The sequence below is a fragment of the Prosthecobacter sp. SYSU 5D2 genome (assembly GCF_039655865.1).
Lineage (GTDB): Bacteria > Verrucomicrobiota > Verrucomicrobiia > Verrucomicrobiales > Verrucomicrobiaceae > Prosthecobacter.
This window is the reverse complement of record NZ_JBBYXL010000004.1, coordinates 328,139-354,998: the sequence shown is the minus strand read 5'-3', so window position 1 is coordinate 354,998 and position 26,860 is coordinate 328,139. Positions and strand designations below refer to the sequence as shown.

General features: G+C 59.5%; 18 protein-coding genes. 5 read left to right on the top strand and 13 right to left on the bottom strand.

Features of this window, described 5'->3' with window-relative positions:
* Positions 1 to 2: 2 nt before the first annotated feature.
* The 9 genes from WJU23_RS08920 to WJU23_RS08880 form a co-directional block, all read right to left on the bottom strand.
* Entirely contained in the window at positions 3 to 2,660 is a 2,658-nt protein-coding gene (locus WJU23_RS08920; RefSeq protein WP_346332206.1) for a hypothetical protein, read from the bottom strand.
* Between the two features lie 139 nt (positions 2,661 to 2,799).
* Entirely contained in the window at positions 2,800 to 4,341 is a 1,542-nt protein-coding gene (locus WJU23_RS08915; protein WP_346332205.1) for an arylsulfatase, read from the bottom strand.
* Positions 4,342 to 4,384: 43 nt separating this feature from the next.
* Entirely contained in the window at positions 4,385 to 4,789 is a 405-nt protein-coding gene (locus WJU23_RS08910) for an FKBP-type peptidyl-prolyl cis-trans isomerase (RefSeq protein WP_346332204.1), read from the bottom strand.
* A 67-nt stretch (positions 4,790 to 4,856) separates the two neighbouring features.
* Entirely contained in the window at positions 4,857 to 6,551 is a 1,695-nt protein-coding gene (locus WJU23_RS08905) for an ATPase, T2SS/T4P/T4SS family (RefSeq protein WP_346332203.1), read from the bottom strand.
* An 89-nt stretch (positions 6,552 to 6,640) separates the two neighbouring features.
* Entirely contained in the window at positions 6,641 to 7,225 is a 585-nt protein-coding gene (locus WJU23_RS08900; RefSeq protein ID WP_346332202.1) for a thioredoxin family protein, read from the bottom strand.
* A gap of 144 nt (positions 7,226 to 7,369) precedes the next feature.
* Positions 7,370 to 7,936, bottom strand: a complete 567-nt coding sequence (locus WJU23_RS08895; RefSeq protein WP_346332201.1) for an NUDIX hydrolase — start codon at positions 7,934 to 7,936, stop codon at positions 7,370 to 7,372.
* 86 nt (positions 7,937 to 8,022) lie between these two features.
* Positions 8,023 to 9,372 (bottom strand): ATP-dependent Clp protease proteolytic subunit, encoded by a 1,350-nt coding sequence (locus WJU23_RS08890; protein WP_346332200.1) that lies wholly within the window; start codon positions 9,370 to 9,372, stop codon positions 8,023 to 8,025.
* A gap of 136 nt (positions 9,373 to 9,508) precedes the next feature.
* Positions 9,509 to 10,186, bottom strand: coding sequence for an SGNH/GDSL hydrolase family protein (locus tag WJU23_RS08885; RefSeq protein WP_346332199.1), 678 nt, complete (start codon positions 10,184 to 10,186; stop codon positions 9,509 to 9,511).
* A gap of 60 nt (positions 10,187 to 10,246) precedes the next feature.
* Positions 10,247 to 10,642 carry a hypothetical protein gene (locus tag WJU23_RS08880; protein WP_346332198.1) on the bottom strand — a complete coding sequence of 132 codons (396 nt, stop codon included), beginning with the start codon at positions 10,640 to 10,642 and terminating at the stop codon, positions 10,247 to 10,249.
* Positions 10,643 to 10,844: 202 nt separating this feature from the next.
* Here WJU23_RS08880 and WJU23_RS08875 point away from each other — a divergent pair, with 202 nt between their 5' ends.
* Both WJU23_RS08875 and WJU23_RS08870 read left to right on the top strand, forming a co-directional pair.
* A complete protein-coding gene (locus WJU23_RS08875) occupies positions 10,845 to 12,281 on the top strand; it encodes a hypothetical protein (RefSeq protein WP_346332197.1) in 1,437 nt (478 codons plus the stop codon).
* 196 nt (positions 12,282 to 12,477) lie between these two features.
* On the top strand, positions 12,478 to 13,320 hold the full coding sequence (locus WJU23_RS08870) for a hypothetical protein (RefSeq protein ID WP_346332196.1): 843 nt from the start codon (positions 12,478 to 12,480) through the stop codon (positions 13,318 to 13,320).
* Positions 13,321 to 13,409: 89 nt separating this feature from the next.
* Here the strand turns inward: WJU23_RS08870 and WJU23_RS08865 are convergent, their stop codons facing one another.
* Positions 13,410 to 15,425, bottom strand: coding sequence for a UvrD-helicase domain-containing protein (locus WJU23_RS08865; protein WP_346332195.1), 2,016 nt, complete (start codon positions 15,423 to 15,425; stop codon positions 13,410 to 13,412).
* A gap of 118 nt (positions 15,426 to 15,543) precedes the next feature.
* On the bottom strand, positions 15,544 to 16,854 hold the full coding sequence (locus WJU23_RS08860) for a hypothetical protein (protein WP_346332194.1): 1,311 nt from the start codon (positions 16,852 to 16,854) through the stop codon (positions 15,544 to 15,546).
* Positions 16,855 to 17,015: 161 nt separating this feature from the next.
* Between WJU23_RS08860 and WJU23_RS08855 the strand changes: the two genes are divergently transcribed.
* From WJU23_RS08855 to WJU23_RS08845, 3 genes are all read left to right on the top strand, one after another.
* Positions 17,016 to 19,715, top strand: a complete 2,700-nt coding sequence (locus WJU23_RS08855) for an AsmA-like C-terminal region-containing protein (protein WP_346332193.1) — start codon at positions 17,016 to 17,018, stop codon at positions 19,713 to 19,715.
* A gap of 463 nt (positions 19,716 to 20,178) precedes the next feature.
* Positions 20,179 to 23,211 (top strand): Calx-beta domain-containing protein, encoded by a 3,033-nt coding sequence (locus WJU23_RS08850; protein ID WP_346332192.1) that lies wholly within the window; start codon positions 20,179 to 20,181, stop codon positions 23,209 to 23,211.
* A complete protein-coding gene (locus WJU23_RS08845) occupies positions 23,208 to 25,322 on the top strand; it encodes a putative Ig domain-containing protein (protein WP_346332191.1) in 2,115 nt (704 codons plus the stop codon). The genes WJU23_RS08850 and WJU23_RS08845 overlap by 4 nt, the downstream gene beginning before the upstream one ends.
* Here WJU23_RS08845 and WJU23_RS08840 read toward each other — a convergent pair.
* Both WJU23_RS08840 and WJU23_RS08835 read right to left on the bottom strand, forming a co-directional pair.
* Positions 25,316 to 26,344, bottom strand: a complete 1,029-nt coding sequence (locus WJU23_RS08840) for a low specificity L-threonine aldolase (RefSeq protein ID WP_346332190.1) — start codon at positions 26,342 to 26,344, stop codon at positions 25,316 to 25,318. The two genes, WJU23_RS08845 and WJU23_RS08840, sit on opposite strands and share 7 nt — an antisense overlap.
* Positions 26,345 to 26,381: 37 nt before the next feature.
* A complete protein-coding gene (locus tag WJU23_RS08835) occupies positions 26,382 to 26,750 on the bottom strand; it encodes a Dabb family protein (RefSeq protein WP_346332189.1) in 369 nt (122 codons plus the stop codon).
* Positions 26,751 to 26,860 lie beyond the last annotated feature (110 nt).

The window sequence follows — 26,860 nt, the reverse complement described above, 5'->3', positions numbered from 1 at the left end:
ATTTATCTCATGGCCGCCTGCTGGGCCGGCAGCACTTGCAGGCGCATCAGGGTCTGGGCGGGCACGGTCACCTCCACCTGTCCCTTGGCATCCGCGAGGATGAACTGCGGCTGCTCACTGGTATAAATCTGGCACATCGCTCCTGGCTGGATGCCTGCAAAAACCAGTTCTACCGGCCGCAGATCAGCCACTTGCAGCAGGGCCATTTGATGCCCTGCCTCCATGTAACGCACGGCCCCGCTGCTGCTGGCCAGCCGCAGATGTCCGGGGCTGCCTTTCGGGCTCAGCACCAGTTCCGTGCGCCGCCGGCCCAGGGTATGGATATACAGGTCTCCGCCCCGCTGCACATACCCGGCGATGCCGATGCTCCGGTCCAGGTCAGGCACACCGGCGCTCACCGGAACCCTCAAAGTGCGTGCGTGCCCTGCATTGACGATGATCCAGTGTCCGGGTCCCTGGATGAAAAACCGTGTTTCCGCAGCGTCGCGGACCATTTTGGCGTGGTCCGTCAGGCTCATGGCTTGCAGCGGCTGGCTGGCGCACCAGTCCAGCACCCGCTCCACCTCCCACAGCGATTCCTCACTGGTGGCATCGTGAAAATTCAGTCCCACATGCACCGGTGCCATCCACCGGCCCCGTCCCTGAGCCTCCGCCAGACTGATGAACGAAGTCGCATCCAGAGGCCCTTTGCGCCGCAGGCCAGGTGCCAGCGACTGGAAAGAATCCTTTCTGCCCCATGTCATGGCCGCAGGCGGTGGCAGGCGTCCCGTGGCGTTGTCGAGGAGCTGGGGCTGCACATTGTCCACGCCCATCCTTTTGCTGAAGGCCACTCCCTCTGCGGTTGGCGGTGAACCATGGGGCCAGAGCATCAGCTCCACCCGCCGACCTGCGGGCAGGAGCTGCCGGTGAATGTAGGCCATGGACCCCGCCACCTCACGCGGCATCGTCTCACATCTGCTCCAGTCCTGAGGGCGGCTGAGGCTGGCGGAGGCTGCCCTGACCTGGGGCAGGGCAAACAACGCGCGCGCCGCCGTCTCATACCGCAGCGCGTCCCGCGCCTCATGTCCGGGATTGATCCCGCGCACATCGCCTTCACACACCGCCACGGTGAAGGGCAGGGAATAGCGGGACAGAATCCTCTCCGTCATCACCTCCGCAGCGATGGGCAGGCCTTGCAGGCTGGTGCCGGCAGCGAAACCCTCGCTGCTGATGTGCGGCACCATCAGACGTCGCCCGTTCTGGCTGGCCACGTCCGCTACCGGCAGCAATGACTGCTGGCCTAACCAATTTTCAATAAACGGCAGCGGCTGCAGTTGCGGCCCAAGCTCCATGGCCGCCTCATCCAGCCAGAAACCGCCCCAGGACGCTAGAAACACCGGGTCAAACCGTACCGCCTTCTTTCCCTCCCCGGATTCAAATGAACTCACCACTCTCGCCCCTGCCGGTGCCTGCAAATCCCGAAATCCCCGGCTCCGCGCGCGCACGGCCCCGTCTTCCTGAAGCCAAGCGTTTTCGATGCAGTTCACCCGGCAGTCGGTCCCTACTGCCAGAGATTTCCCGCTCCCGCGCAGGCCGAGCCTTTTTGCCCACTCTGCAAATTCTTCCGCATTCCCCCACATGGCCCCGGTGATCAGCAGCGGCACTTCATGAGCTTTCAAGTGGTCCACCAGCCCGAGCAAAGCCGCCTGCTGCTCCGGCAGCGGAGCCAGACGTGCATCTAAAATCACTCCGTTGATGCGGGAAAGCTCACTCTCCCAGTCCGGTCTGGCCGAGACTCCTGCATCCACATACCGCACCTGGTAGCCCATCCACTCCAGGCTCCCGTGCAGCAGCTTCGCCGTGAAGGTCTCCCGTGCCGGACCGGAGTGGATCACCAGCACACGCCGGGTCACTTCCCGCAGCGGTCCCAGGTGCGTCCCGTCCATGGTCGGCGTGGTAAAAAACGGTACCGCCCCCATGGCCCGGTAATGCTGCGCCCGGCTTTCAATTTCCTCCTGGCTCACGTCCGCTGCCAGAGAGTCCACCACCAGCGGCCGCACCCCCAGCCTTTTGACCTCGCGGATCTGCCGGTCACGGGCGGGGGAACGTGCAGCATCACCCAAAAACAGCGCGCCTTCCAGCCAGCGGCGTGCCTCCGGAACCAGGTCCAGCCCGCCTTCAATCATGAGTTGCTTGTCCGGGTAGGCCTTGTCCACCTCAGCGATCACCCTCAAACAGGCCGCTCTTTCTGCATCCTGGCTCAGCGTCTCCAGGCCGGTGAGGACAAATCCGTCAAAACCGCGCTCAGCGGCCCCTTGCACCAGCTGGTAAACCACGACCGCTACCCAATGCGGATGCGTGGCATCCAGCCGCACACAGCCTTTCCGGGTCGCCTCCAGCAGCGGCACACCGACAGACCGTGCGGCTTCTGCGGCAGGAGAGTCCTGCGGTACCTCGAAGACATTCACCCGCGCCAGCATCTTGTTTCCCAGCGCCTGCTGCGCCTCCAGGTTTACCTTTGCCTGCGCATCCACGATGCAAAGATCAAAGGCGCTTAGCATCACACCGTCTGGCTCCGGGGAGAGATCCACCATCAGCCTTACCGGATTGACTGCCAGACCAGCGGTAGCCCCTATCAAAAGGACTGCGATCAAGAAGAAGATGGAACGAAGAGAAGCCATAAAAATGAGCCGCTTACTATCAAAGATGATAATAAGCCCATTTTAGCGTCTCAGATTATAGAATCAATAGTCGTGATGCTCCTTTACAAACTCCTTACCTGCTAAAACAGGCAGCCTAACTTTGGGGCCCGTGTCCGGGTCATTTTTTCTTCGCCCGGCCCGCCTCGAAGCTCCAGGCCTTCTCCGGGTCCATTCTCGCCCGGTCTTGGTCCGTCGGACCGCCGCCAAACTGGGCCCAGTATTCTTCCGCAAACGGGTTCAGCTTCGGTCCCTTGGCGGATTCATTCAGGACGATCTGGCCGCCCAGCGAATCCCACCACTGGTCATACGTCGCCAGCATGGACTTCACCACCTCAGGCTTTTCCGCCGCAATGTTCTTTGTCTGTGAAGGATCGGCTTTGACATCAAAAAGCTGCCAGCCGGGTGCTTCGGCAGATGGCTGAGCCTTGGCTTTGACCTTGGAGGGCTGGCGGCGTGCGCCCTCGCTGACAAGTTGATATTGCGTCGTGCGGATGCTGGCATTGCGTGCCTTGGCTGCTTCATGATCCGTGCCCTTCGGCCAGCGGCCCACATGGCTGAAGAGAGCGCGGTCCTCCCAGGCGCTGTCCGGCTTTTCCAGCAGCGGCAGCAGATTGCGGCCTTCCGCCTGCTTTTCAGCCCCGGCGCTCAGCGTGGCACCCGCCAGCCCGGCCCAGGTGCGGAAGACATCCACGTGCGCCGTAAGCGCCCCGCAGTCTGCAGGCACCAGCGTGCCCGGCCAGCGCCAGAAGGACATCGCCCGTGTGCCGCCGATCCAGGGACTGCCTTTGGAGCCGCGCATGTCCGCATTGTACACCTTCACCCCTGCCGTGCCGCCGTTGTCGTTCATAAAAACCACCAGCGTGTTTTTGGCGATGCCCCACTCCTCCAGCTTCGCCATCAGCCGGCCTACATTTTCATCAATGTTATGGATCATTCCAAAAAAGTTCGCCACCGCCTCATCCGGCACCTTGCCGTCATACAGCGCCCGGTCCTCCGGTTTGGCGATGTATGGCCCGTGCGGCGCGTTCGTTGCAATGTGGCAGTAAAAAGGCTCCCCACCCTTCACCGACTCCAGCCACTTCGTCGCCTGGGCAAAAAAGACATCCGTGCAATAGCCTTCCGTTTTGACAAACTTGTCGTTATGCAGGATCGCCGGATTGAAGTATTCATTCCCCGGCGCATCTCCGCAGCTTCCAGGGTAGCTCTGGCCGATGCCCCCGCCGCCATGGATGAACTGCTCATCAAAACCGCGTGCCGTGGGCCGGTACTCTTTTTCATCCCCCAGATGCCATTTGCCAAAGATGCCAGTCTTGTAGCCCGCATCCTTCAGCACCTGGGCGATGGTCGTGGCCTTGGGATCCATGCGTTCGCGTTCCAGAATGGTATGCGTCACCCCGTTGCGGAACTCATGTCGGCCCGTCTGAATTGCGCTACGCGTCGGTGCACAAGTCGGGCTGACCATGAAGTCCGTGAAGCGCACGCTCTCCTCCCGCAGCCTGTCCAGATGCGGCGTCTTCAGCACCGGATTGCCATGCGCGGAGAGGTCTCCGTAGCCCTGGTCATCCGTCAGAATGAACAGGATGTTCGGCTTGCTCCCGGCGAGATCGGCAAAGGCCGCACTGGTCAGACAAAGGCAGGAAAAAAGGATTCGGCGCATCATAGAAATGCTGAAACGAAACCCGCCACCCCAAGATTGCGCTAAATCAATCCTCCCACACCTTCAGCAGCTCAACTTCAAAAATGAGCGTCTCATTCGGAGCGATCTCAATGCCGGACCCGCGTGTTCCATAGCCAAGTTTCGGCGGCACAAAGAAGCGGTATTTCGCCCCTTCTTTCATCAGCTGCACGCCTTCCTTCCAGCCCTTGATGACCCGTTTCAGGGGGAACTCAGCCGGTTCATCCCGCTTGTAGGAGCTGTCAAATTCCGCGCCGTTGATCAGCGTCCCCCGGTAGTGAACGACGACTGTGTCTTTCAGCGTTGGGCTTTTGCCGCTGCCTTCCTGGAGCACCAGGTATTGCAGGCCGCTGGCCGTGGTGATGACACCCGGCTGGGTGGCGTTTTCAGTGAGGAATTTTTTGCCGAGTTCGAGGGGGGAATGACCTGCCATGGTCCTTCCATAGACTCATTTTTGGCAGGGTGCAAAGACCACCCTCTGGCGAGGGCAGCTACGCACCTCACTCGCTCGCGGCCGTCACGGTCATCACTTCTTCCAGCGTCGTGATACCCTGGAAGGCTTTGCGGAATCCATACTGGCGCATCGGGATCATGCCATCCTTCAGGGCCTGCGCTTTCAATTCCATGCTCGTCGCCCGCTGGTTGATCTTCTCCTGAAGCGTCTCCGTCATGAGGCAGATCTCCATGATGGCCAGCCGTCCAGTGAAACCGGTGTTGCGGCAGGAGCGGCAGCCCACCGGGGTGAAGAGCTTGTCCTTCCACTCCAGAGGAAATCCGCAGGCCTTGAGAAAGCTGTCCTCATGATGCGCCGGGGCCTTGCAATGCGGGCACAGGGTGCGCACCAGCCGCTGGGCCTGGAAAGCACGGACCGAGGATGAGACCATGAACGGCTCAATCCCCATGTCCAAAAGGCGTGAAATGCCGCCCACCGCATCATTCGTGTGCAAGGTGGAGAACACCAAGTGACCCGTCAGCGCGCCACGGATGGCGATTTCCACCGTCTCCTGGTCACGCATTTCCCCCACCATGATCACGTTCGGGTCACCGCGCAGGATACTGCGCAGACCGGCGGCAAAGGTCAGGTCAATCTCCGGCTTCACGGCGATCTGGATGATGCCGTCCAGCTTGTTTTCCACCGGGTCTTCGATGGTCACAATGCGCCGGTCCTTGGTGTTCAGCTCCTTCAGCAGCGTGTAAAGCGTCGTGCTTTTCCCGGACCCCGTCGGGCCGGTGATGAGGATGATCCCGTTGGGTGCGGCGAGCAATTTGCGGAACTTCGCCTCCGTCTCCGGATCCAGGCCGATGGCGTTCATGTCGAATTTTTTCCGCGTCAGCAAACGCAGGGCCACCGACTCACCATTGACGCTCGGGATGGTCGCGACACGGACGTCAATGGGCTCGCCGTCCAGCTCCAGGTTGATGCGTCCGTCCTGCGGCATGCGGCGCTCCGCGATGTCCAGGTGCGCCATGATCTTCAGTCGTGAAATCAGCGAATTTTGCAGCACGCGCATGTTGGGCGGCACCGGCACCTCGATCAGCTTGCCGTCCACGCGGTAGCGGATGCGCAGGTCCCGCTCCAGCGGCTCCACATGGATGTCCGTCGCCCGTTCCTTGAGCGCCTCGCGGAAGACCTGGTTCACAAAGTTCATCACCGTGGCCTCCTCATCCGCCTCGTCCAGCACGTTGACCTCCTGCTTCATGTCATCGTCCTGGTCACCGCCCTCGCGGCCTTCCAGCAGTTCCTCGAAGTTCTCCGCCCCCACGCCGTAGCCCTGGTGCAGCGCCTCCAGGATGCGATGCCGGCTGGCGATCTGCCAGTGCACCCGCTTTTGCAGTTCCTGCCCCACCGCCTGGCGTGCGCTCAGGTCAAAGGGGTTGTAAGTCAGCACCGTCGCCTCCACCCCGCTCACCTGCTTCGGGAAGATGCGATGCCGCAGCGCCAGCTTCGCCGGAAAGCGGTTGTGCAGGCCTTCCTGCTCCTCTGATTCCTCATTGGCATAGGGCAGGCTCAGTTGACCCGCCAGACTGGAAAAAAAGCTTTCCTCATCCACCACATTCGCATCCAGCACCGCATCAATCAGCGGCAGCCGCTTGTCCGTCGCCTCCTCCAGCGCATGCCGCAGCCGCAGTTGATCCCGGCAGCCCGCCAGGCTCGCCGATTGAAAAAGGACATCAGAAAGGGAAGTCGGTGCCATGTGTTATCCCTTACAACGCTCCCCATCCTTGAAGGTTGCGCGAGAATGTGATTACACAGAGAGACAGATTGAGCCAAATGGGTTTGCCTTTACTTCCCAAAATGCTCCGGCTCATTCCCGGTCTTCCACTTGATGTTGCAGCCCGTGCTGGGGCGCTGGGAGGGCAGGGGGCTTTCTCCTGCCAGCATCCCGCGCACGGCTTCCCGTAGATCCTCGCCGGTCACTGGCGTGCTGTTCTTGGGCCGTGAGCCATCAAACTGCCCGCAGTAAACCAGCTTCAGTTCCCCATCGAACAGGTAAAAATCCGGCGTGCAGGCGGCCACATAGGCATGGGCAACGCTCTGGTCAGCATCGTAGAGATAGGGCAGCTTCCAGTCATATTTGGCGGCAAATTCCAGCATCTTCTCCGGTGCATCTGCCGGGTACTTTTCCACATCGTTGGAGTTGATCGCCACCACGCCCACGCCCTGAGCATCCAGTTCTTTGGCAAAGCCGCTCAGTGCCTCTGCCAGATGAATGACAAACGGGCAGTGGTTGCAGACAAACATCACCAGCAGGCCCTGCGGACCCCGCACATCATCCAGCGTGAAAACATTTCCCGCCGCATCCGGCAGTTCGATTTCAGGAGCCGTGCTGCCAAGAGGAAGAATGCGTGTGGAAGGAACTTCAGCCATGCATAGAAGGAAGGCAGAATCACTCAACTTGAAAGCGGAAAGACACGCCGAAGGGGCCTTAACTGGAGCGCGGGCGTCCCGCCTGCCGTTTTCTGCGTCCCGCAGGAAACCGTTATGCGATGCCGCTTTTGAAGCCAGGTGCGATTAACCTTGCAACGCCAGCCGCAGCAACGCCAGGACGCTGACGCTGTCGCGAATGCGTCCATCCAGAGCCATCTGGATGGCTTCGGTCAGGGGCAATTTTTTAACGTCGAGCTGCTCGGTTTCCTCCGGGGCGGCCTCACCCTGTCTGAGGCCTTTGGCCACGAAGACATCACACACTTCATTGGTGGTGGAATTGGAAAGCTGGATGCCCAGGAGCAGGGGCTCGATGGTCGTGGCCCGCAGCCCGGTTTCTTCCAGAAGTTCGCGCCGGGCGCACTCAGCAGGATCCTCGCCGGGCGGGCAGCCGCCTTCGGGGATTTCCCACTCATACTGCTCATGACAGTAGCGCCACTGGCCCACCAGCCAAGTATGGCCCTCCTCATCAATCGGCACCACACCGACCGCCCGGTTCTTGTATTCCACCACCCCGTAGATCCCCCGGCCCCCGCCAGGATTGATGACCTGGTCCTCGCGGACACGGATCCACGGATTTGAATACCCCTCGCGGCTGCTGAGGGTGGTCCAGGGATTCGTGGTTTCCAAGGGAGAAAGGGGGGGCTGGGCCATAGGGGATAAAAAAGAGGTTGGACAGTGGGATCCTGTGACCGCTGCCCAACCTCTGCTAAGCCATGAATCGGCGGATGCTCAACTGCTTACTGCATCCGGTAGTAGCCGTCCGGGTTATACATCCAGTAGGCATCCAGCGGATTTAGCCGGGGCAGGAGGCCCACAGGTTTGCCGCGTTCGTCACTGCCTTCGATGACGCCGCTTTCCAGGCTGTGTCCGGGCGGTGTGATGCGGACGGAGGTGCTGCCAGTTTGGGCCGGCTGGGTGCTGTCCGGATGCCGTAGCAGGGCAGTCTCCTCAATTTCTTCCACAATGGTGTCCACCCACTTCAGCTTCTGGGCATTGTCGGCAAATTCATTCCAGTCACCGGTAGAGGACTTTTTGTACATGGCAGAGATAAACTCGTCCCGGGTCAGACCCATTTTCGTGGCTACAGGATCCGCCAGGCGCTTCCACCATTCCTCCAGTTCCTTCACGCTTTCCCGATGCTGAGTCAGGTTTCCCATGACACCGGCGGAGAGTTGGTGATGCAGGATGACGGCATTTGGATAAGCAAAGGACCGTTTGGAAAGGGTGGTGATGCAGGCGGCCATGCTGCCGGCAAAGGACTTCACCACCGTGTAAACGGGGGCTTTGGAGCCGTGCATGGCCTTCAGGATCTTGTACCCTGCCATGACGCTGCCGCCCGGGCTGTCATCAATGACAATGAAGACCGGTGCCTCCGCATCGCGGTTGTTATAATAGGCAATCCTCTCAGCAATGCTGTCTGCCGTTTTGGTCGTGATGACGCCATTGAGGGCGATGGTGCGGTCGGAAAGGATCAGCTTGTTTCCCTGTACCGGGTCTTTCAGGTAGGTGGGTTCTTTGCCTGCATAGGTGCGTGATTCCGCCTCCTTCTGCTGGAGTTCCATGGCCAGGACCAGTGCCGTGGTCTTGCGGCGGATGGCATTTTCCTCCTGCCTCATCTCGTAGCCCTCGGTATCCACCTTGTTTTTGGCGATGCTTGCTTCCATCATGGCCAGTTCAGCCTGACGGCGCAGCTCACTGAGGGATTCGTAGTCTTTGGAGCGCTGCTCAGCATCGGCGAGGTCCGATTTGGCCTTCATCTCCTCAATCCGCACCTGGATTTCAGCCAGGGCGCGTTTCCGTTCAGCCAGCTTTTCATCCAGCTTGACCTGTTCCAGTGCTATCTGCGCGGCGATCTTTTCCCTCTCAGCGACGAGCTTGGCAGTTTCGGCCTTGATTTTCTCAAGCGGGTCCGGCTTCACCTTCTCCGCCGGCTTTTTGGCCACGGAGATTTCGATCTTCTGCTCAGCAGAGGTTGCGGGCTCGACGGTGACCGTCTTCGCATTCTGGTCTTTGGCAGGCTTCTGAACATTGGCCTCACCCAGGGCGAGGCCTGTCAGCAACAACAGGGCAGCAGTGGTGCGTATCATCACGTACCACTATACACCTGAAAGGTATGGAATGTTCAAGAAAGTCTGCTGGTGAAGTCATTTCGTGCCCCGGCCCACGGCTGGAGGTATGCGAAGTCAAAAAAGCTTCACTTTTTCCCGGCAGCATCGAAAATCGCTACTTCAAGGCGGTACGGATGGCTTTCACCACCTCGGCACCGAGAACGGCGGAACCTTCCGGAGTAAAATGGACATTGGCGGGCTGGATCTGAATGTCTTTGAGCTTGGGAAGGGCAAAGGCGTAAAGGTCATTGACCGCGATTCCATTGTCTTTCATCACCCGCAGGGCGGCTTCATTGTAAAGGATGACGTTGGAGTTTTTGCGATAAACCTTCATGGGTTCATTCGGCACCGGGGTGGTGGTTGCGAAGATGAGTTTGGCTCCGGTCGCCTTGAGCTTGGCGACGATCTCGCGGAGGTTCTTTTCATAGATTTCCACGGCATTCAGCGGCGGGTCACCGGCCTGGTCGGAGACAGTTTTGCCATCGGCCTTAACGTGCTTGAGGTCATGCAGCCCCCAGTTAAAGTGGATAACGTCCCATTTGCCGCCATCAATGGCCAGCCAGCGGTCTATGTTCTCTACGCCTGCGGTGGTGCTGCTACAGTTTTCCGCCTTTTCACCCCGCATAGGGCGCATAACGCTCATTTCCTCTGCCAGCGTCGTTTGCACAAAAGGAGTATAGCCGATGGAGATTGAATCACCGAGGATCAGCACACGCGGTTTGTCTGCCGCACCGGCGGTCTGGAGGCAGAGGATGGAGGCGGTGAGGGCGATGAGAAAGCTGGAGCGTTTCATGGAGGAGACTCAACGGAAGAGATGTCCGGACATTTCACGCCTTAGTTGCGAAAAGGTGTATCAACCGGCCCAATGATGACGCCCAGAAATTTGCGCAAAGGCTTTGGAGAGGGCGTTGTTGAGCTCTTCCAATGTGGCCTGCTCCAGCTCCGGGGCCAGGGCCACTGGTGAGGTGGCTTCCATGACGATGCTGGTGGGCGGCTGGTTTTGCCAAGCCTGCTTGGCGGGGGCGGTGTCCGCCGTCACGGGAGGCACCGGTTCGCTTTCAAAAAGATTTGGCTTCGGCTGGGTCTCTACATGCTGCGCTGGGAGGCTCATCTCCTCCAGAGCCTGGATCTGGGCATCCAATTCCTGGCAGGCCTTTTGCAGAGAGGCCCGGACGGCAAGCAGCCGCGCCCGGACGGCCTGAAGGTCGTTGGTAGGAGCTGTAAGATCTGGCAGGGCTGGAAGGGGCATGCGTTATAACTTTTTGAAATTTAGACACTCATTCCATAAATTTCAAAATTAATATACTAATCACAACGATTTTCATTGGATTTGCAGGAGATGAAAGACGTGTGGCCCGCCTGGCAAGTTGGGATTGGTGAAAATTGCCTGCTTGTTCGTGGTTTTTGACTTGTGCTTGTGCCAAGCCGGGTTGCGAGGCGAAAATGCAATCATGAGCGATTTTTCTTATTCCCCCTATCGCAACCTGCCTCCGCTGGCGGGCCTGGCTTCGTTTGAAGAGGCCGCCCAGCCTGGGCTGGGTGTGGATGAGAGTGTGGACCGCATCAAGCGTTATCACTTTGCCCTCAAACGCCTGATGCAGATCCTTCAGGCCCGGCTGACGGCAGAGCCGGTGTATGAGCTGAAGATGGCATTTAGCCTGCACAGTCATTACTGCGCGGAGCACTGCACGGCCATGCGGGAGAGGGTGGCGGAGATGCGAACGCCGCCTCTGGGACTGGAAAAGATCCCGGATCCGCATTTGGAAACCTTTTTTAATGAAATCCAGAATGCACCCACCACCGAGGAATTGCTGACCGGAATCTATGAATATGCCTTCCCGGCGCTGCTAAGGGGACTGAAGCGGCATGTCCAGCAGACGAATCCTCTGAGCGACCACCCGAGCCTGCGCATCTGCCGCTTTGCAACTGTGGAAATGGAAGAGGTGGTGGAATATGGGAAGAAAGCGGTTGGGTGCCTGGTGGATGCCGGGCAGAAGCAGGTCATGGCGGACTGGACCAGTCTGCTGCAGGCGCTGCTGGATGCGGCGGGGGATTTGGACGGCTCTCAAGAGCGGATGCCGTTGAAGGATGAGGACATCTTCAGATACAGCGGCCAAGCCTTTGTCCATGACAAGGTGCCGAAGCGTGATGAGCGTTTTCCTGACCCGTATAACATGGGCGTCCATGCAGAAGAGTTCCTGTATGACCCGCGTTTCCAGAGCCGGGATAAGACGCTGATGATGTATTACAAGCGGCTGCGCGAGATTGATGTGCCGGAGATGATGGCAACGATCCTGACGGAGACGCCTCAGAAGCCCTGGGGATATTACAAAGACATGACCCGGCAGCTCTGGGACGAAGCCCGGCACGCCATGATGGGCGAGGTGGGGTTTGTGAAGCTGGGCATTGACTGGCCCAAGCATGTGATGGTGAACTTCACCTGGTCACTGGGGCTGAACACCCAGCTTCAGCCCTGGGAGCGGCATGCGGTGCTTTATTTCATCGAGCAGGGGCTTATGACCAAGACGGGCAAGCGCTTTGAATGGGAGGTGGGGGCGGATTCCGGCGATGCGCTGAGCAAGCTGTTCCAGGACTACGACTGGGCGGATGAGGTGCTGCATGCCCGCATCGGCCGGGACTGGTATGTCAGCGCCTTTGGCGATCAGAAGGAGGCCATCGACTTTGGCAGTGCCTGCTGGAGCAAGGTGCTGAGCAACTGGAGCGCGTGGAAGGAGGAGGGGAAGACGACACATCGAAACTGGTGGCCGGGCCTGTATCAGAGCTTCTGTGAAAGGCAGGGCCTCCGGCCGGACCCGGCGGCGCTGGACTTTGCAACGACCTATGAAACCACAAGGGCGGACTTGGAAAAACTGGCGGCCAGCGCTTGATCGTAATGCTTGAGTATTTGCCAAGACGCTTCCGGCTGGCATACCTTATGGAATGCCATGCCGAGTCGAGCCTTATGTGGACAGCCCGAGTGCCAGGGAAGAGCTGATCCTGTTTCTCCGAGGGCAGTTTGCTGATGATCCACGGTCGGCATACTGGCCGCAGCGGATGGCGCACTGGTGGGATCAAAATCCTTCTGTGAGTGACATCCCGCATCAGGGCTGGGTCCTGCGCCATGAGAATGGGCTGGCCGGATTTCTGGGCATCATTCCGGCAGACTATGCCAGTCAGGGAGAAAGAATGCCGGCGTTGATTGCGACGAGCTGGGTCATCGCCCCGGAACATCGCAATGCGGCGGTGCCCATGGCCATGCATTTGCAAAGGCTGGCCAAAACTTATTTGCTGCTGGATACGACACCGAGTGCTGAGGTGCAGGCCATCATCACACGCGTGGGCTGGCATGGGGAATTGAAGGCCCGCCGTGTGCTTGTGCCGATGGGGCTGGCGGGCAGGGCACTGGCCAGGGTGAAAGGCCGCCCCTGGCCGCGTCTGCCTGCGGGCCGACGCATCACGACGGATGTGCATGAGGTGAAGCGCCTGGTGCGCGCGTGGCAGTGGGAGGACAGGCTGGAAAAATGGATCACACCGGAGGGGCTGCGCTGGTATGGCGCATCGCCCTCCCGGCAGCATCAGTTTGTGGGAGTGGTGGATGCTGAAGGCACGCTGAGCTCCTATCTCTGGCTGACTCCCAAAAGCCGCCAGGGACTGACCTGGTGGTCACTGCTGGAAGCTTTTTCCACGGAAGCTGATGATGGGGAACTGGAGGCGATGGTGGGAGCTTTGGTGCGGAAGAAAATCACCTTGCCGGGGCCGCCTGCGGTGCTGCTTTCCCTCATGAGCTTTCCCCAGGATTCGCGTTGGGCGGATGTTCCTGGGGTCAAAAAGGATGAGGTGGATGTCTGCCACTTTCACCTCAGTCCGCCGTCCATGAAGCGGATGGTCAAGCATACGGTCATGGCGGAAGGGGATTACGGGTTGTAGGAGGGGATGGGTGGTGGATGTTTTGTGATGTGGGTGGGTGGCGGAAGGCAGAGACGGGATCCCATCACTGGGACAGTGATGAGTACAGTCTATTCCTGCTTTAGCATCGCTTTGAGGCCGGCGAAGAGGTTGGTGGTTTCTTCGACTGAGGGTGCCTCTTTCATGTGCTTGGTGTAGTCCATCTCGTCCACGTAGGTGCGGTCCAGCTCGTCCAGGAAGGGACTGGGCAGCTCGGCCTGGCGCTGGCCCCATTTGGTGCGGTATCTTACGTAACTTATTGTTAGGCGGAGGCGGGCGCGGGTGATGCCGACGTAAAAAAGACGGCGCTCTTCATCCACGCGGTTTTCATCGTAGCTGCGCTTGTGCGGCAGGATGCCTTTTTCCAGGCCGGGAAGGTAAACGATGGGAAATTCGAGGCCTTTGCTGGCATGCAGGGTGATGAGGCAGACGCCCTTTTTCTTTTCGATGTCATCCTTGTCCTCCCGCTCGTCATTGAGGGAGATTTCATCCAGGAAACCGGCCAGTCCGTCCTTGCGGTTGCGCTCCTGATAGTTGCTCATCTGGGTCAGGAATTCGGCCAGGCCGTGCTCCCAGGCATGAAACTCCTCAGGCTTTTTGGAGAGCTTTTGCAGATACTCCATGTACTCCACTTCCTTGAGGAGGGCCTCGGTCATGGTGACGAGATCGGTGCCCTGGCTGCCAGTGGTGGAAGCGGAGGCGGAGTATTTGGAAATGATGTCGGTGAAGGTGCGGACGGCGGTGCGGGCTTTTTCAGGAAGCTGGCGCAGGAAGTCGGGATCACACAGGGCCACCCAGATGCTGTACTGCTTTTCCATGCTGCGGTCGCGGGCCAGCTCGGCGGTGGTATTGCCAATGCCGCGTGAAGGGGTGTTCAAGATGCGCAGCAGGGCGATGTCATCGTGCGGGTTATGCAGGACGGTGAGGTAGCTGAGCGTGTCCTTGATTTCGCGCCGGTCGAAGAAACTGCGGGCGCCGACGACGCGGTAGGGGATTTTGCGTTTGCGGAAAGCCTGCTCGAGGATGCGGCTCTGGTCGTTGGTGCGGAAAAGGACCGCGAAGGATTCCCAGGGTTCTTTGTTGGAGTAATAGGCGGTCTCGACCTCCTTGGAAATCATCTCGGCCTCCTCCAGGTCTTCCTCGGTGGCGATGAGGCGGACGAGGTCGTTGCCTTTGTTGCGGCTCCACAGGGTCTTGACCCGGCGGCCAATGTTGTTGGTGATGAGGCTGTTGGCGGTATGGAGGATGGGGGTGGTGGAGCGGTAGTTTTCCTCCAGCTTGACGACGGTGGGGTTGGGAAAGAAGTTTTCGAACTCGGTGATGTTGGTGATCTCGGCACCGCGCCAGCCATAGATGGACTGGTCGTCATCGCCCACAACGCAGACGTTGTATGGGGGCGGGGTTAGGGCGCGGAGGAGGCGCATCTGCAGGGAGTTGGTGTCCTGAAACTCATCCACCATGATGTACTTGTGGCGCTGATGCAGGATCTCGCGCACCTCGGCATTGTCCTCCAGCAGCTTGACCCCCAGGCAGAGGAGGTCGTCGAAGTCCATGGCATTCAGTGCGCGCATCTCCTCGGCGTACTTTTCAGCGACGGCTGGGATGAGGTCCTTGGTGGGATCGCCCAGGTCTTCGTCGTTGTTTTTGGCCTTGCTGATGCGGGAAAGGGCTACCTGCGGATCCATGTTTTCCTCCTTGATGAGCAGGCCCTTGAGGACCCGCTTCATGAGGCTGATTTGGTCGCCCTGGGAATAGATGACGAAGTTCTTTTTATAGCCCACGTATTCGGCAAACTCGCGCAGGAGCTTGGCACAAAAGGCGTGGAAGGTGCCGAGAACGACCTTTTTCCCGGCGGAGCCGCGGACCATGTCCTTCACACGCTCGCGCATTTCAGCGGCGGCCTTGTTGGTGAAGGTGACGGACAGGATGTTTTCCGGCTTGATGCCCTCATTGACCATGTGGGCGATGCGCGCGGTGACCACGCGCGTTTTCCCGGTCCCGGCCCCGGCCAGGATGAGGAGGGGGCCGTGGATATGTGTCGCCGCTTCGCGCTGCTGGGGGTTAAGAGTGCCTGTGAATCCGCTCATGAAAAGTGTGAGGGTGGATTTGGACGGGGAGACCGGGGATGCAAGGGGTTAGTATTTATGATTTATGACTTGTGATTTATGATTTGGACGGGGGAGAGATTTCGAAATTTCACAGCGGTTAAAGGCGCACCTGGGTGATAGCTTCCTGGATGAAGCGCCAGTTTTTGGTGAGCTGCGCGGTGACAAAGGCGATGAGGAGGAGGGTGATGGGAAGCTTGATTTTCGGCCAGTGCTCCAGGCTGCGCTCAAGGCCGAGGCCGGTGGCGATGACGACGGCGGGGGTCCACAGGCAGGCGAGCAGGAGCAGGCGGTCAGGATGGCCATACCAGGGCAGGGCGGCGAGAAACCAGACGATAATGGCGATGATGCCCAGAGCGTAGGGATCCAGCTGGGCGCGCCAGACGAGGCCTGCGAAGGCGAGCGAGAGAAGGAGCAGCCAGGCGGCGCCGATGCCTTTTTGGACGTCCAGCCGTGACCAGGAGGCCTCGGACAGGACCACCCGGCGGCGGTTGCCAAAGGTGGGGTCAGGCTCAGTGGCGACGGCGCGGGGCGCGACGAGATTGGACAGGAAAACCTCACGGGAGGCGAGGCCGGCGTTTTCCATAATGGGGGACCAGGAGGCGTCCGGAATCTTCCAGGTGAGCAGGCTGGCAGGCAGGGGTGGGGAGAGGGGATAAATGACGCGCTGAAGGTTGGCCAGTCCGAAGGTGAGAGGAAGGGCGGCGAGGGCGATGAGCAGGGGCTGCGGGGTGAATCGCTGGTGCAGCGTGCTCTCCTGGGCACAGCGGGCGATGGCGAGCAGGAGAACGGGGATGACATTGCCAATGAAACAACTGATGGCATAAACAGCAACGATGAGGTGCAGCCACCAGGGAGAGAGTGTGCCCCGGGCGGTGACGGCCGCGAGCGCTGCCACACCGAGCCCGGCGAAGATCCAGACCTCCGGCAGAGGTGCGGTGATCCACAGGCAGGTGCCAGCCCCGCAGGCGGTGGCGAGGAGGATAGACCGGAGGGAGGCGACGCTGCTCCATAGCAGGGCATGGTAAACCATGACGACGATGAGCGCCCCGGCTAGGCTGGTGAGCAGGGCGATGCCGTGCTTGCGGGCGCGCACTGGGTCCTTTCCCAAGAACTGCCAGCCCCGGATGAGGGCCTGGGCCGGGGCATGGTGGAGCAGGGTAAAGGCGGGATGCTCCGCGCCAATGCCACGGTGGTCTTCCGTGCGGGAGGCCGTGAGACTGTTGAAGACGGTCTGGGTTTTGGCGGCGAAAAGAACGGAATCACGCAGGTAAACAGGGGTGTCCTGAAGCTGCTGATGCGCGGCAAAAAAGAGGCTGTAAAAGGCGACGGCGAGGATGGCTCCCAAGCCCCGCCAGCGGGTGATGACACGGCTGGCGCGGGAAGCATGGATGTAGGTGGACTCTCGCATTCGGGCCGGAAAGCTCCATGAAGAGAGCGGGCGCGGCAACGGGGAAAAGGCGCAACTGCAGAATACACAGACTGTGCGAAAAAGGAGGAATCAGGTTTTCGCTTGATTCCTGGGCCTTGTCATGGGCCGGATGGAGGTTAGCTTGGGCATTGATGAAGAGGATGCTGCGACGCGTGTTCAAGCTCTGCCTGGCCAGTGCCATGCTGGGCGGGCTGCTGTATGCAGGGTCGGAGTCGTTTTCCCGGCAGTGGCGGGAGTTTATTATGGGGCAGCTGGCAGATCGCGGGCTGCATCTGGACCTGGAAAGGCTGATGCTGAATCCTTTTGGCGGACTGATCGCACGGGAGGTGCGGGTCTATACGGGGGAGGACCGGCAGCATGTACTGGCGACGGTGGACCGGCTGAACCTGGATTTTGATTACGGCAAGCTGCTGGACAAGATGTTCGTGGTGGACGGCCTGGAGCTCAGTCATGCGAGCGTGTCCCTGCCGGTGCAGGATCCGGATGGAATGCAAACGCTGATCCAGCTGGAGGACCTGAGCGCACGGGCCTTTCTGCGGGACGGGGTGCTGGAGGTGAGGCAGGCGGAGTGGACTCTGTCCGGGATTCATCTCAGTGTGACGGGCCTGCTGACGCTGCCGGGGCGTGACCCCAATGAACCGTCGAAACCGAAGCTGAACAGCCTGTCTGTGACGGAGCAGATCAAGCTGCTCAACGCACATCACCGGCGGATTCAGCGCGGGGTGGACTGGCTGAACCGGTTCCAGTTTGCCAGGCCGCCTGAGATCAGGCTGGAGGTAAACGGTGAGCTGGAACGGCCGCAGGAGCTGTCTGCCAGACTGTTTTTTGAAGCTTCCGGTCTGCGCTATGGGAGCTATGTATGCGAGGAACTGCTGGCGGAGGCGGAGTACAAGGCGGGACTGATTGACCTGACGCGACTGTTGGTGAAGGACCCGACTGGGCAGGTGAATGCGAGCGCCACCTGGCAGATGGGCACACCGGAACTGCGCTTCCAGATGACCTCCAGCGCGGACCTGCCGGGCCTGGCGCAGGCCTTTTTAAACAATGACAATCTGCGGGAGGTGGTGTTCTACGGGACGCCGCACCTGGCGATGAACGGGGTGTGGTATGTGGATGGGCCTCTGGCCCAAGGAAAGCGGCCGGTATTGGCCACGGGCAGCCTGGACTGCGGTCGTTTCAGTACCCGTGGGGCCGTTTTCAACGGGCTGGAGGCGAACATCGGCGTGGCACCGGAAGGTGTGTATGTGCGGGACCTGGTTCTGAAGCATGAGACGGGGACGCTTTCTGCCCAAGCGATGTCTCATGATGAGAAGGGATTCCGCTACAAGGCGGTGCTGAGGATGGATCCAAATGCGTTCCTGCCGTTTGCGAAGATGCAGCAGACGCGGGAGATCATCAGCCGGTTTCAGTTCAACCCGAAGTCCAGCATCTATTTTGAACTGGAGGGAGCCGGACCGGAGGCAGATTTGCAACAATGCCTGAACCGGGGAAGGGGAGATCTGCGCAACTTCAGCTACCGGGGCGTGGAGATGGTGAGAATTCAGTCAGATGTTGAATTTCAGGGCCGGGTGCAGCATTTTCGGAACGCGAAGCTGCAACGGGCGGAAGGAGTTGGAGAGGTCGCCCATGTGGAGGTGAATGATGAGGAAAAATGGGTAAAGCTGGACGGCGTAAAGACGAAGCTGAATCCGGTGGAGGTGACGAGCTGCTTTGCGCCGAAGACGGCGGCAATCATCGCCAAGTACCGGCTGCCGGTCACGACGGAGGTGGAGATGGACGGGGTGATCTATCACAAGGATCCGAAGCGGAGTGACTTCACGGTGAAATTCCGGCATCCGTCTGGTACGGGCAGGTATGTATTGTGGGATGAAGATTACCTGATCTCTGCTCCGCAGGGAGACCTGGCGTTCAAAGGCTTTGACATGAGTTTTGACATCCGGGGGACATTGTTCGGCAAGGCGATGAGCGCGAAGGGAAATGTGGATCTGGAGCCGGGGACGAATGACTTTACGGTGCAGGTGAAGGCGGGGCAGTTTCCATACGAGCTGTTTGGCAAGAAGGTGCCGTTTGACCAGGTGACAGCAGACGTGTCCAGCCGGGGCAGCGACACTTCCTTTGACATCCGTTCGTCCCTTTTGGGCGGTGCGTTTTCACTGAAGGGAATGGTGAATGAAAGGTCCAATCCACAACCGTATGAAGGGGAGCTGAGGGTGGATGGCGTGAGCTTTCCGCGCTTTGTGCAAATCTATTCCAAGACCAATGAAACGGAGGGGGACATCACGGGACATTTTAAGTTTGCAGGGAGAATGAATGACTGGATGGCGCTGAAAGGCGGGGGAGTGGGCATCATCCTGAACGGGAACCTGTATGAGGTGCCGATCCTGGGACCGCTGACGCCGCTGCTGGGGAGCCTGCTGCCGGGACAGATCAAAGGATATAACGTGGCGAAGGAGGCGAACTGCACCTTTGAAGTGGCGGACGGGTTTGTGATCAGCAAAAACTTTGAAGCGCTGACGAGTGTGTTCAAGATCGCCCTGGACGGGCGCGTGGACTTCATTCGGGATGCGGTGGACCTGAGCGCGCAAGTGCGGGTGAGGGGGCTGCCGGGGCTGGTTTTGCGGCCTTTCAGCGAGCTGCTGGAATACCATGGCACTGGCTCCATCAGTGACACCCAATGGAAGTCCCAACTGCTGAGCGGGAACCGGAAGACGGAGGAGCGCGCCCCGCCGAGTGCGGAAGCTCTGCGGGATGCGGAGAGGATCGCTGGAGACAATCCGCCGCCTACGAAAGATGAGCCGAGGCGGCTGCCCTCCATTTTCAGCCGGCCTGGCGGAAGGTGAATGTTTCGCATTGCGCAGGGTGCCAGAGGCATCTATGAGCAAAGCATGGCGGGTCTCTGCAGCAGCACGATGCCCGTTTTCTTTATCAAGCCCGCTGTCATGATGATGACGGCGGCAGCCATTCGCAGATGCAGGGAAGACCGTTAGAACCGGTCACAGTGTCGCTGCGGTATCGGGTCACTTTTTTACAACGCGGCGGTCAGTGATGACGGCCGGGCAAAGTCAATCGGCGGGCAACCTCCGGTGAAGGCGAGTGAGAAAGGCGGGGCTTGTATTTCAAGTCCCACAAACCCGGAGTCCGAATATCTCGCTGGGAATGCTCACTTTCATCTTTCTGCCTAACAGGAAGGATGGGAAAAACTTCATCGAACAATGAAGAGTGGGAGATGTGATCCGAAGGCCCTTGGGGTTGGGTGGCTCGTCTCTCGCCTTGAACGCCAAAGACACATTCATATCCAAGCCAATGCACATCAGTCTCTTTAAACGGGCTGCGGTCATCTGCGCGTCGGCCCTTGCCGTCGCGAGCCCCGCAGCGTATTCTCAGGAATGGACCAGCTTCAAAGTGGGGGAGCTCGTCAATTTTTCCTTCAGTCATGCCCATCTGCCGGACGGGCGTTTCCTCTTTGGAACAGTGGGGCAGGTTTTTATCCAGAACAGCTATGGTGCGGCTGCAGCGACAGCTCTGGAGAACAGCGAAGACGTGCTGATGGACCCCGCCTTCATGGCGGTGCGGTCTGGCACGCAGGCACTGGTGGGGGCTGGCGGGTTCACCGGGCCGTCCGGGGTGTATCTTTTTGACCCTTCAGCTCCTGCCACATCATTGTTGACGCCGCCGCTGGCGACGTTGCAGAACTATTCGGGCATTTTTTGGAAGCATCCCACATCAGGCCTCGAAGGCTGGCTGGTCAGCGGGGCCAATGGCGATAATGGAGCAAGTGACCTCACCTTCATCTCCACCGACGGTGCGGTCATGGGGAGTGTGACGGGAACGCTTAGCAGCTTCAGCGGCAGTGTCGCCACGGATGATGCGGGCAATGTTTTTGTGAGCCTGGCCGGGTTTACCGGATCGGTGGAAAACAACCAGATCATCAAGTTTACGGCAACTCAGATGGATGCGGCGGTGGCGGCCTTGATCGCGGAAAATCCGATGCCATTGACACGGGCGGAAGCGGAGCTGGTCTTCACGGCGGATGCCTCGGGAGCGATGACGGTGGATGCTGCAGGACGCATCTGGGTGGGTGGTTATCAGATCAGCCATCTGCAGGCCTATGATCCGCTGACGGGCGCCAACCGGCGGTTTGTGCCTGACCATACGCCGCTGGCAGGGGCCTTCGGTCCGCCGAACTATTCACCCAAGGTATTCACGAGGGATGCGGTGGACTATGTGAGCTTCCTGGCCAATGACGGGTTCTATTCGGCCAATTCGGACTTGGTTTTGGGCTATAAGCCGGTGGCTGAGCTGGTAGTGCGAGATGTGCAGATCACGACTGCCTCTTCGATGACGAATGAAGAAGATGAGGACACGGTTACCGTGACCGTGCAGATGACACCGGCTGCGGCCGCCTCTGTAACGGTACCGGTGGAGATCCAGGGAACTGCGACCGAGGGCAGCGACTATACCACGACGCTGGAATCCAGCGTCGTTTTTGAAGCCGGAGAGACGGTGAAGACCTTTGATATCACTGTGGTGGACGATTCCCTGAAGGGAGAGGGCAATGAAACGATCATTGTGAAGCTGGGCGAGCCGGAAGAAGCTGGGCTGGCCGGTCTGGGACCGATGGATTCGGAGTCTTATATCCTGACCATTGAGGATAATAATGAACCGCTGCCGATCATTGGGTTTGCCATTCCTGCACAGACCGTCAACGAATCGGCCGGAACGGTGAGTGTGACGGTAAACATCAGCCCGCCTGTGACACAGACGGAGACGGTGCCTCTGGTGATCAGTGGTACGGCTACGAATGGCGAAGACTACACCACGGTGACGGAACTGGTCATTGAACCCACAGACAGCACCAAGACTTTTAACATCGTAGTGCTGGATGATGCGACAGAGCGCGAGAGTGATGAAACGGTGATCATTGATTTTGGCACCCTGCCTGCTCATGAACTGGGTCTGGGCCTGCCAGCCACGGGGAGATTTGTATTGACCATCCAGGACAATGATGACAGGGCCCGCGTTGTAGCCGAACAAAATTTTGCCACGCTGCGCGTGGGATCCACCTTTGAGCATGGAATCGTCACGGTGGGCGGGACAGCCACCCGTTGGTCGGCCAAGGGACTTCCTCCTGGGATGAAGATCAATGCAGACGGAACAATCACTGGGACACCAACAAAGGCCGGGGAATATGACCAGGTGGTCATAACGGCAACGAATGAATTTGGGGTCAGCACTTCGGCGACCTTCCTCTTGAATGTGGAGCCTTTCCCGGCAGGTGCCGTGGGGACCTTCACCGGACTGGTGACCCGTTCTGGAACCGCGACCGATGGCCTGGGCGCACGGGTGACGCTGACGACGACGTCCAAATCTTCCTATACGGGCAAAGTGCTCATCGGAAAGAAGACTTATGCGATCAAAGGGCTGCTGGATGCAGGCAGCGGCAATGCGGAAGGGGCGGCGGTATTGAAGACGGCGGCGGCGCAGGAGCTGGAGTTTGAGATCGATCCGGCAACGGGTGCTCTGGTGGGTGCTCTGCAAGGTGGCGGGGTGCTGGCAGGTTGGCGTGGTCAGACGACGACGGACCGGACGGGCATCTATAACTTCCGTGCCGCTGAGGCAGATCCTGCGGATGATGTGCCGCAGGGGGCCTCGTTCGGGTCCTTAAAGCTCTCCACCAAGGCGGGGGCGAAGGTGGTGGGGAAAATGGCGGATGGGTCTAAATTCACTGCGAGCAGTCCGCTGGGGATTGATGGCAGCGTAACGATTTATCAGGCGCTTTATAAGACACCGGGGACCTTCACGGGGACGGTGACACTGGCGGACAATCTGGCTCATGCCATCACAGGAACTCTGACCTGGAGCAAGCCTGCGCAGGCCAAAGGACCGCTTTACAGAGACGGCTGGGAAACTCCACTGGCGCTCACGGCGCTGGGTGGCAAATACCGCGCACCGGCTGGTGCCACCCTGCCGCTGGATGCAACACCTTCCGACGAAGACAATGCGCTGCTGGTTCTGCAAGACGGAGGCATTGAGGCTGCCGGTAGCACCGACAATCCGAAGACCTTTGGAGTGCACGTCCTGAGCGCCACCAAGCTAGTGGTGGAAGCGCCGCAGAAGATCAAGGTGGCCAGCAAGACGGGAGCGATGAGCGGCTCCGTGACGCTGGGTGAAGGATCGGCCCGCAAGGTGGTGAAGTTCCAGGGACTGCTGGTGCCCGATGCCGCCACAGAGAACCCCTTTGATGCGGAAGGATTTGGCTTTTTCATTCTGCCCACAGGCGCTGCCGGCGTGAGCCGTGCGGGAGCGGTGTTCTTTGAACGTCTGGAAGACTCATGATCCTTTTCGGCCAGCGTTTCCCCCTGAAAGTCATCGCCCTGGTTTTCCTGGTGGCAATGACGCTCGGGGGCGTCTGGCTGGGCTATGAAAGTGCGGGAGTAACAGTGGCTCATTCATCAGAATCTGCCAAAGGCAGTCTGCCTGCGCTTGGAGCAAATGGTGCGCAAGACGGGCTGAATGCCGCGTTGGAGAAGTTTCTCCAACAAGGCGAAATGGATGCGCTGGATGAGCTGCTGCCGGCGGGCGTTACGGAAATCAGCGGTCGTGGGGGGCGGGGGTTGCAGCGTCAGGTCCGCTCCCACGGCCTTTGGTTTCCAGTCTTTGATCTGTCTGGCGTGAAGGATCTGGAAAACCCCGAAGCTGGACAGGTGGCGATCAACCAGGTGCCATTGATGATTGTGGATTCGCATCCGAATCCGGGCCGGGTAAACGAATGGCTCAAGCACCGCTTCACGGCCGTGGGCGGACTGCCGCCTTATGCCTGGAGTCTTCAAATCGAGGGTGAATCTAGTTTCACCCTGGATTCTAACACGGGCGATTTTTCAGGCATGTCGGAGGAGCCAATGACACTGGCCATGAATGTGTTTGTGACGGATGCAGAAGGCACCCAGGCATCGGTGGCGACGAATGTGATCATCGCCTCTGAAGAGCCTTTGATGATCGTCACGGACATGCTGCCGGAGGCTGTTCCTGGGCAGGTTTACACGGCTCAACTGATAGGCGCGGGCGGTGCACAGCCCTACGTCTGGAGCCTGGCAGGGGGACCGAAGGGGTGGGTATGCGATGAGAGCACAGGGATGATTTCCGGAAGCCTGGATTCAGCGGGAGAGCATTCGCTGCGGGTGGTCCTGAGTGATACGATCAGCCAGGTGGAAAAGACCTTTGTGGTGGGGACGGAAGGAGGGCTGACCATTGTAACAAGCTCCCCGCTGGCACCTGCGGCTCCGGGGGCGTTTTACAGCGGCAGGTTCGAAGCCGCAGGCGGCGTAGAGCCTTATGTTTGGAGCATGGAAACAGGCCAGCTTCCGCCGGGTTGGTCGTTGACGCCAGAGGGGGAGATGACGGGGACGGCACCGGAAGGAGAGGCGCGTTTTGATTTTCAGGTGAGGGTGGAGGATGCAGCGGGACAGACGTTTGAGAAAGGTTTCCAACTGACAGTCAGCCAGGGGCTCCTGGTGATTGCCTCCCGTGAAAAAGCCGGGCTGGCCTGGCAGTATGAGAGCATGAGCGCGGCGCTGGGCGCACCTGTATCCGGGGTGGTTTTAACGAGGAACGGCACGGAGATCTACCGGGGGCAGGGGACCAATATGGTGGACCGGAACCTGGTGACGGGAGCTTCCTATTCCTATGAGCTGACGGCCGTCACGGCAGACGGGCGCTGGCTGCCGTATGCGGCAGCGGTGGCCAACATCCTGCCGATGAGCCGTCAGCGGGGCCAGCCGGGGGTATCGGGTGATGCTTATGCGGACCGCGTGGTGCAGTTTGATCCTTTGTCGCCAGGCGGCTACGGTTCGGCCAGCCTGCCTTCTAACGTCACAGGGCCGCCGGATGGCCGCAGTACCTTTACACCGGCACACCTGCCTAACGAAGTATTGTCACTGCATGCGACAACGGGCGGGGGCGGCAGCATCGTGCTGGAGTTTACGGACAACATCATTGAGGCGGGTAGCGGGCAGGACTTCACGGTCTTTGAAAATGTGTTTTTCAAAAACAATGATCCCAATCAACGGTTCATGGAACCGGCGACGGTGGAGGTGGCTCTGTTCGAGGGGCAGTGGCACAGGTTTCCCATCCGCGTGAATGTGGCGGCGGACGGCACGGTGGACCTTTTCCAGCCGGCCTACTATGCCCAGGGTTTCGCCGGGGTGAATGCCACGACCGGGGAGGACCCCACCAATCCATCAAGCAGCGGCGGGGACAGCTTTGACCTTGCGGCATTAGGCCGTCAGGATTTGCAATGGTTCCGCTTCATCCGCCTGACCTCCACGGGCGATGAAGCAATGCGGGATGCAGCTGGCAAGGTGGTGCGGCACACGGATGAAAACAACTCGTTGAGCGGCCATTCGAGCTCCGGTTTTGATCTGGATGCGGTCAGCGCGGTGAACTATTGAGCGGCGGCCTGGCTGGCATCGCGGAGAAAATCCTGCACATCTGCCACAGTGGTGGCCCAAGAGCACATGAGGCGGGAGCCGCCACCGATGAAACTGTAAAACATCCAGCCGCGTTCTTTAAGCGCGGCTTTGACAGACTCTGGAAGACGGGCAAAGACAGCATTGGCATCCACGGGGTAAAGGATGTCCACTCCGGGCAATTCGTTGAGGCCATCGGCAAGCTGGCGGGCCATGCGGTTGCCGTGCGCCGCGTGCTGACGCCAGGTGTCTACTTCCAGTATTTGCAGCCACTGGGCGGAGATGAAGCGCATCTTAGAGCAGAGCTGGCCTGCCTGTTTGCAGCGGTATTCAAAGTCGCGGGCCAGGTCGCGATTGAAAAAGACGACGGCTTCCGTCACGGCCATGCCGAGCTTGGTGCCGCCGCAGCAGAGCACATCCACTCCGGCTTTCCATGTGATGTCGGCAGGCGTAGTCCCCAAGGCGGCCAGCGCGTTGAAAAAACGGGCGCCGTCCATGTGGACATGCAGTCCGTGTTTTTTGGCGACCTGACAAAGAGGGGTGATCTCCTCCCGGCGGTAGGTGGTACCCAGTTCCGTGCTCTGGCTGAGGCTGAGCGCGCGCGGCCGGGGGTAGTGCAGGTCGGTGCGGTGGGTGATGAGCCTCTCCACATCCGCCGGGTCCAGCTTGCCTAACGAACTTTTCGCCAAAAGAAGTTTGGAGCCGTTGGAGAAGAATTCGGGAGCGCCGCATTCGTCGGTTTCCACATGGGAAACATCGCTGCATATGACGCTGTTATAGCTCTGGCAGAGGGAGGCCAGGGAGAGGGAATTCGCGGCGGTGCCGTTGAAGACAAAGAAGACTTCGCAATCGGTCTCGAAGAAACGGCGGAAGCCTTCGCAAGCTTCGCGGGTGAGAGCATCGGCCCCGTAGCTGGGCTGGTATCCGGCATTGGCGGTGGCCATGGCCTGCCAGGCCTCAGGACAGACACCGGAGGTATTGTCCGAGGCGAAATGATATTTCACAACAGGGGCCGTGCTCACTGGAGAATGGGGAAGGGACTTATTTGGCCACGTAATCAAGCACACAGACTTTGTCCAAAAGCGGCTTGAGCTGGCCGACAAAGGCTTCATGCTCCGGATGGGGCAGGTAGGTTTCGAGGCCGGCTTTGTTGGCGAAGGTGACGAGGAAACAATGGGTGAAACCATCGTTGAGGTTCTCCGGGCTGACGTTAGTGCCCCATTCGAAGGCTTCGACGGTATCCACTTTTTTGGTGAGCTCGATGAAGGCTTTTTCGATGCCCTGGACTTGCTCAGGGGTGGCGGTGTCTTTGAATTTGAAAAAGACGACATGTCGGTACTGGCCTTCGGTTGCGGGGGCGGTGGTCATGAGCAGGAGGGTGGTGGCGAGGGTGAGGAGGAAGATTTTCATGGTGGGAAAACGTGATTCGCCCCTTTCATGATGCAGAAGATATCCGGTGTCGAGCCTGCATTCGTTCTGGCAAGCGAACTTCAGCGGGGTATGTCTTCCATCCCCCTCCT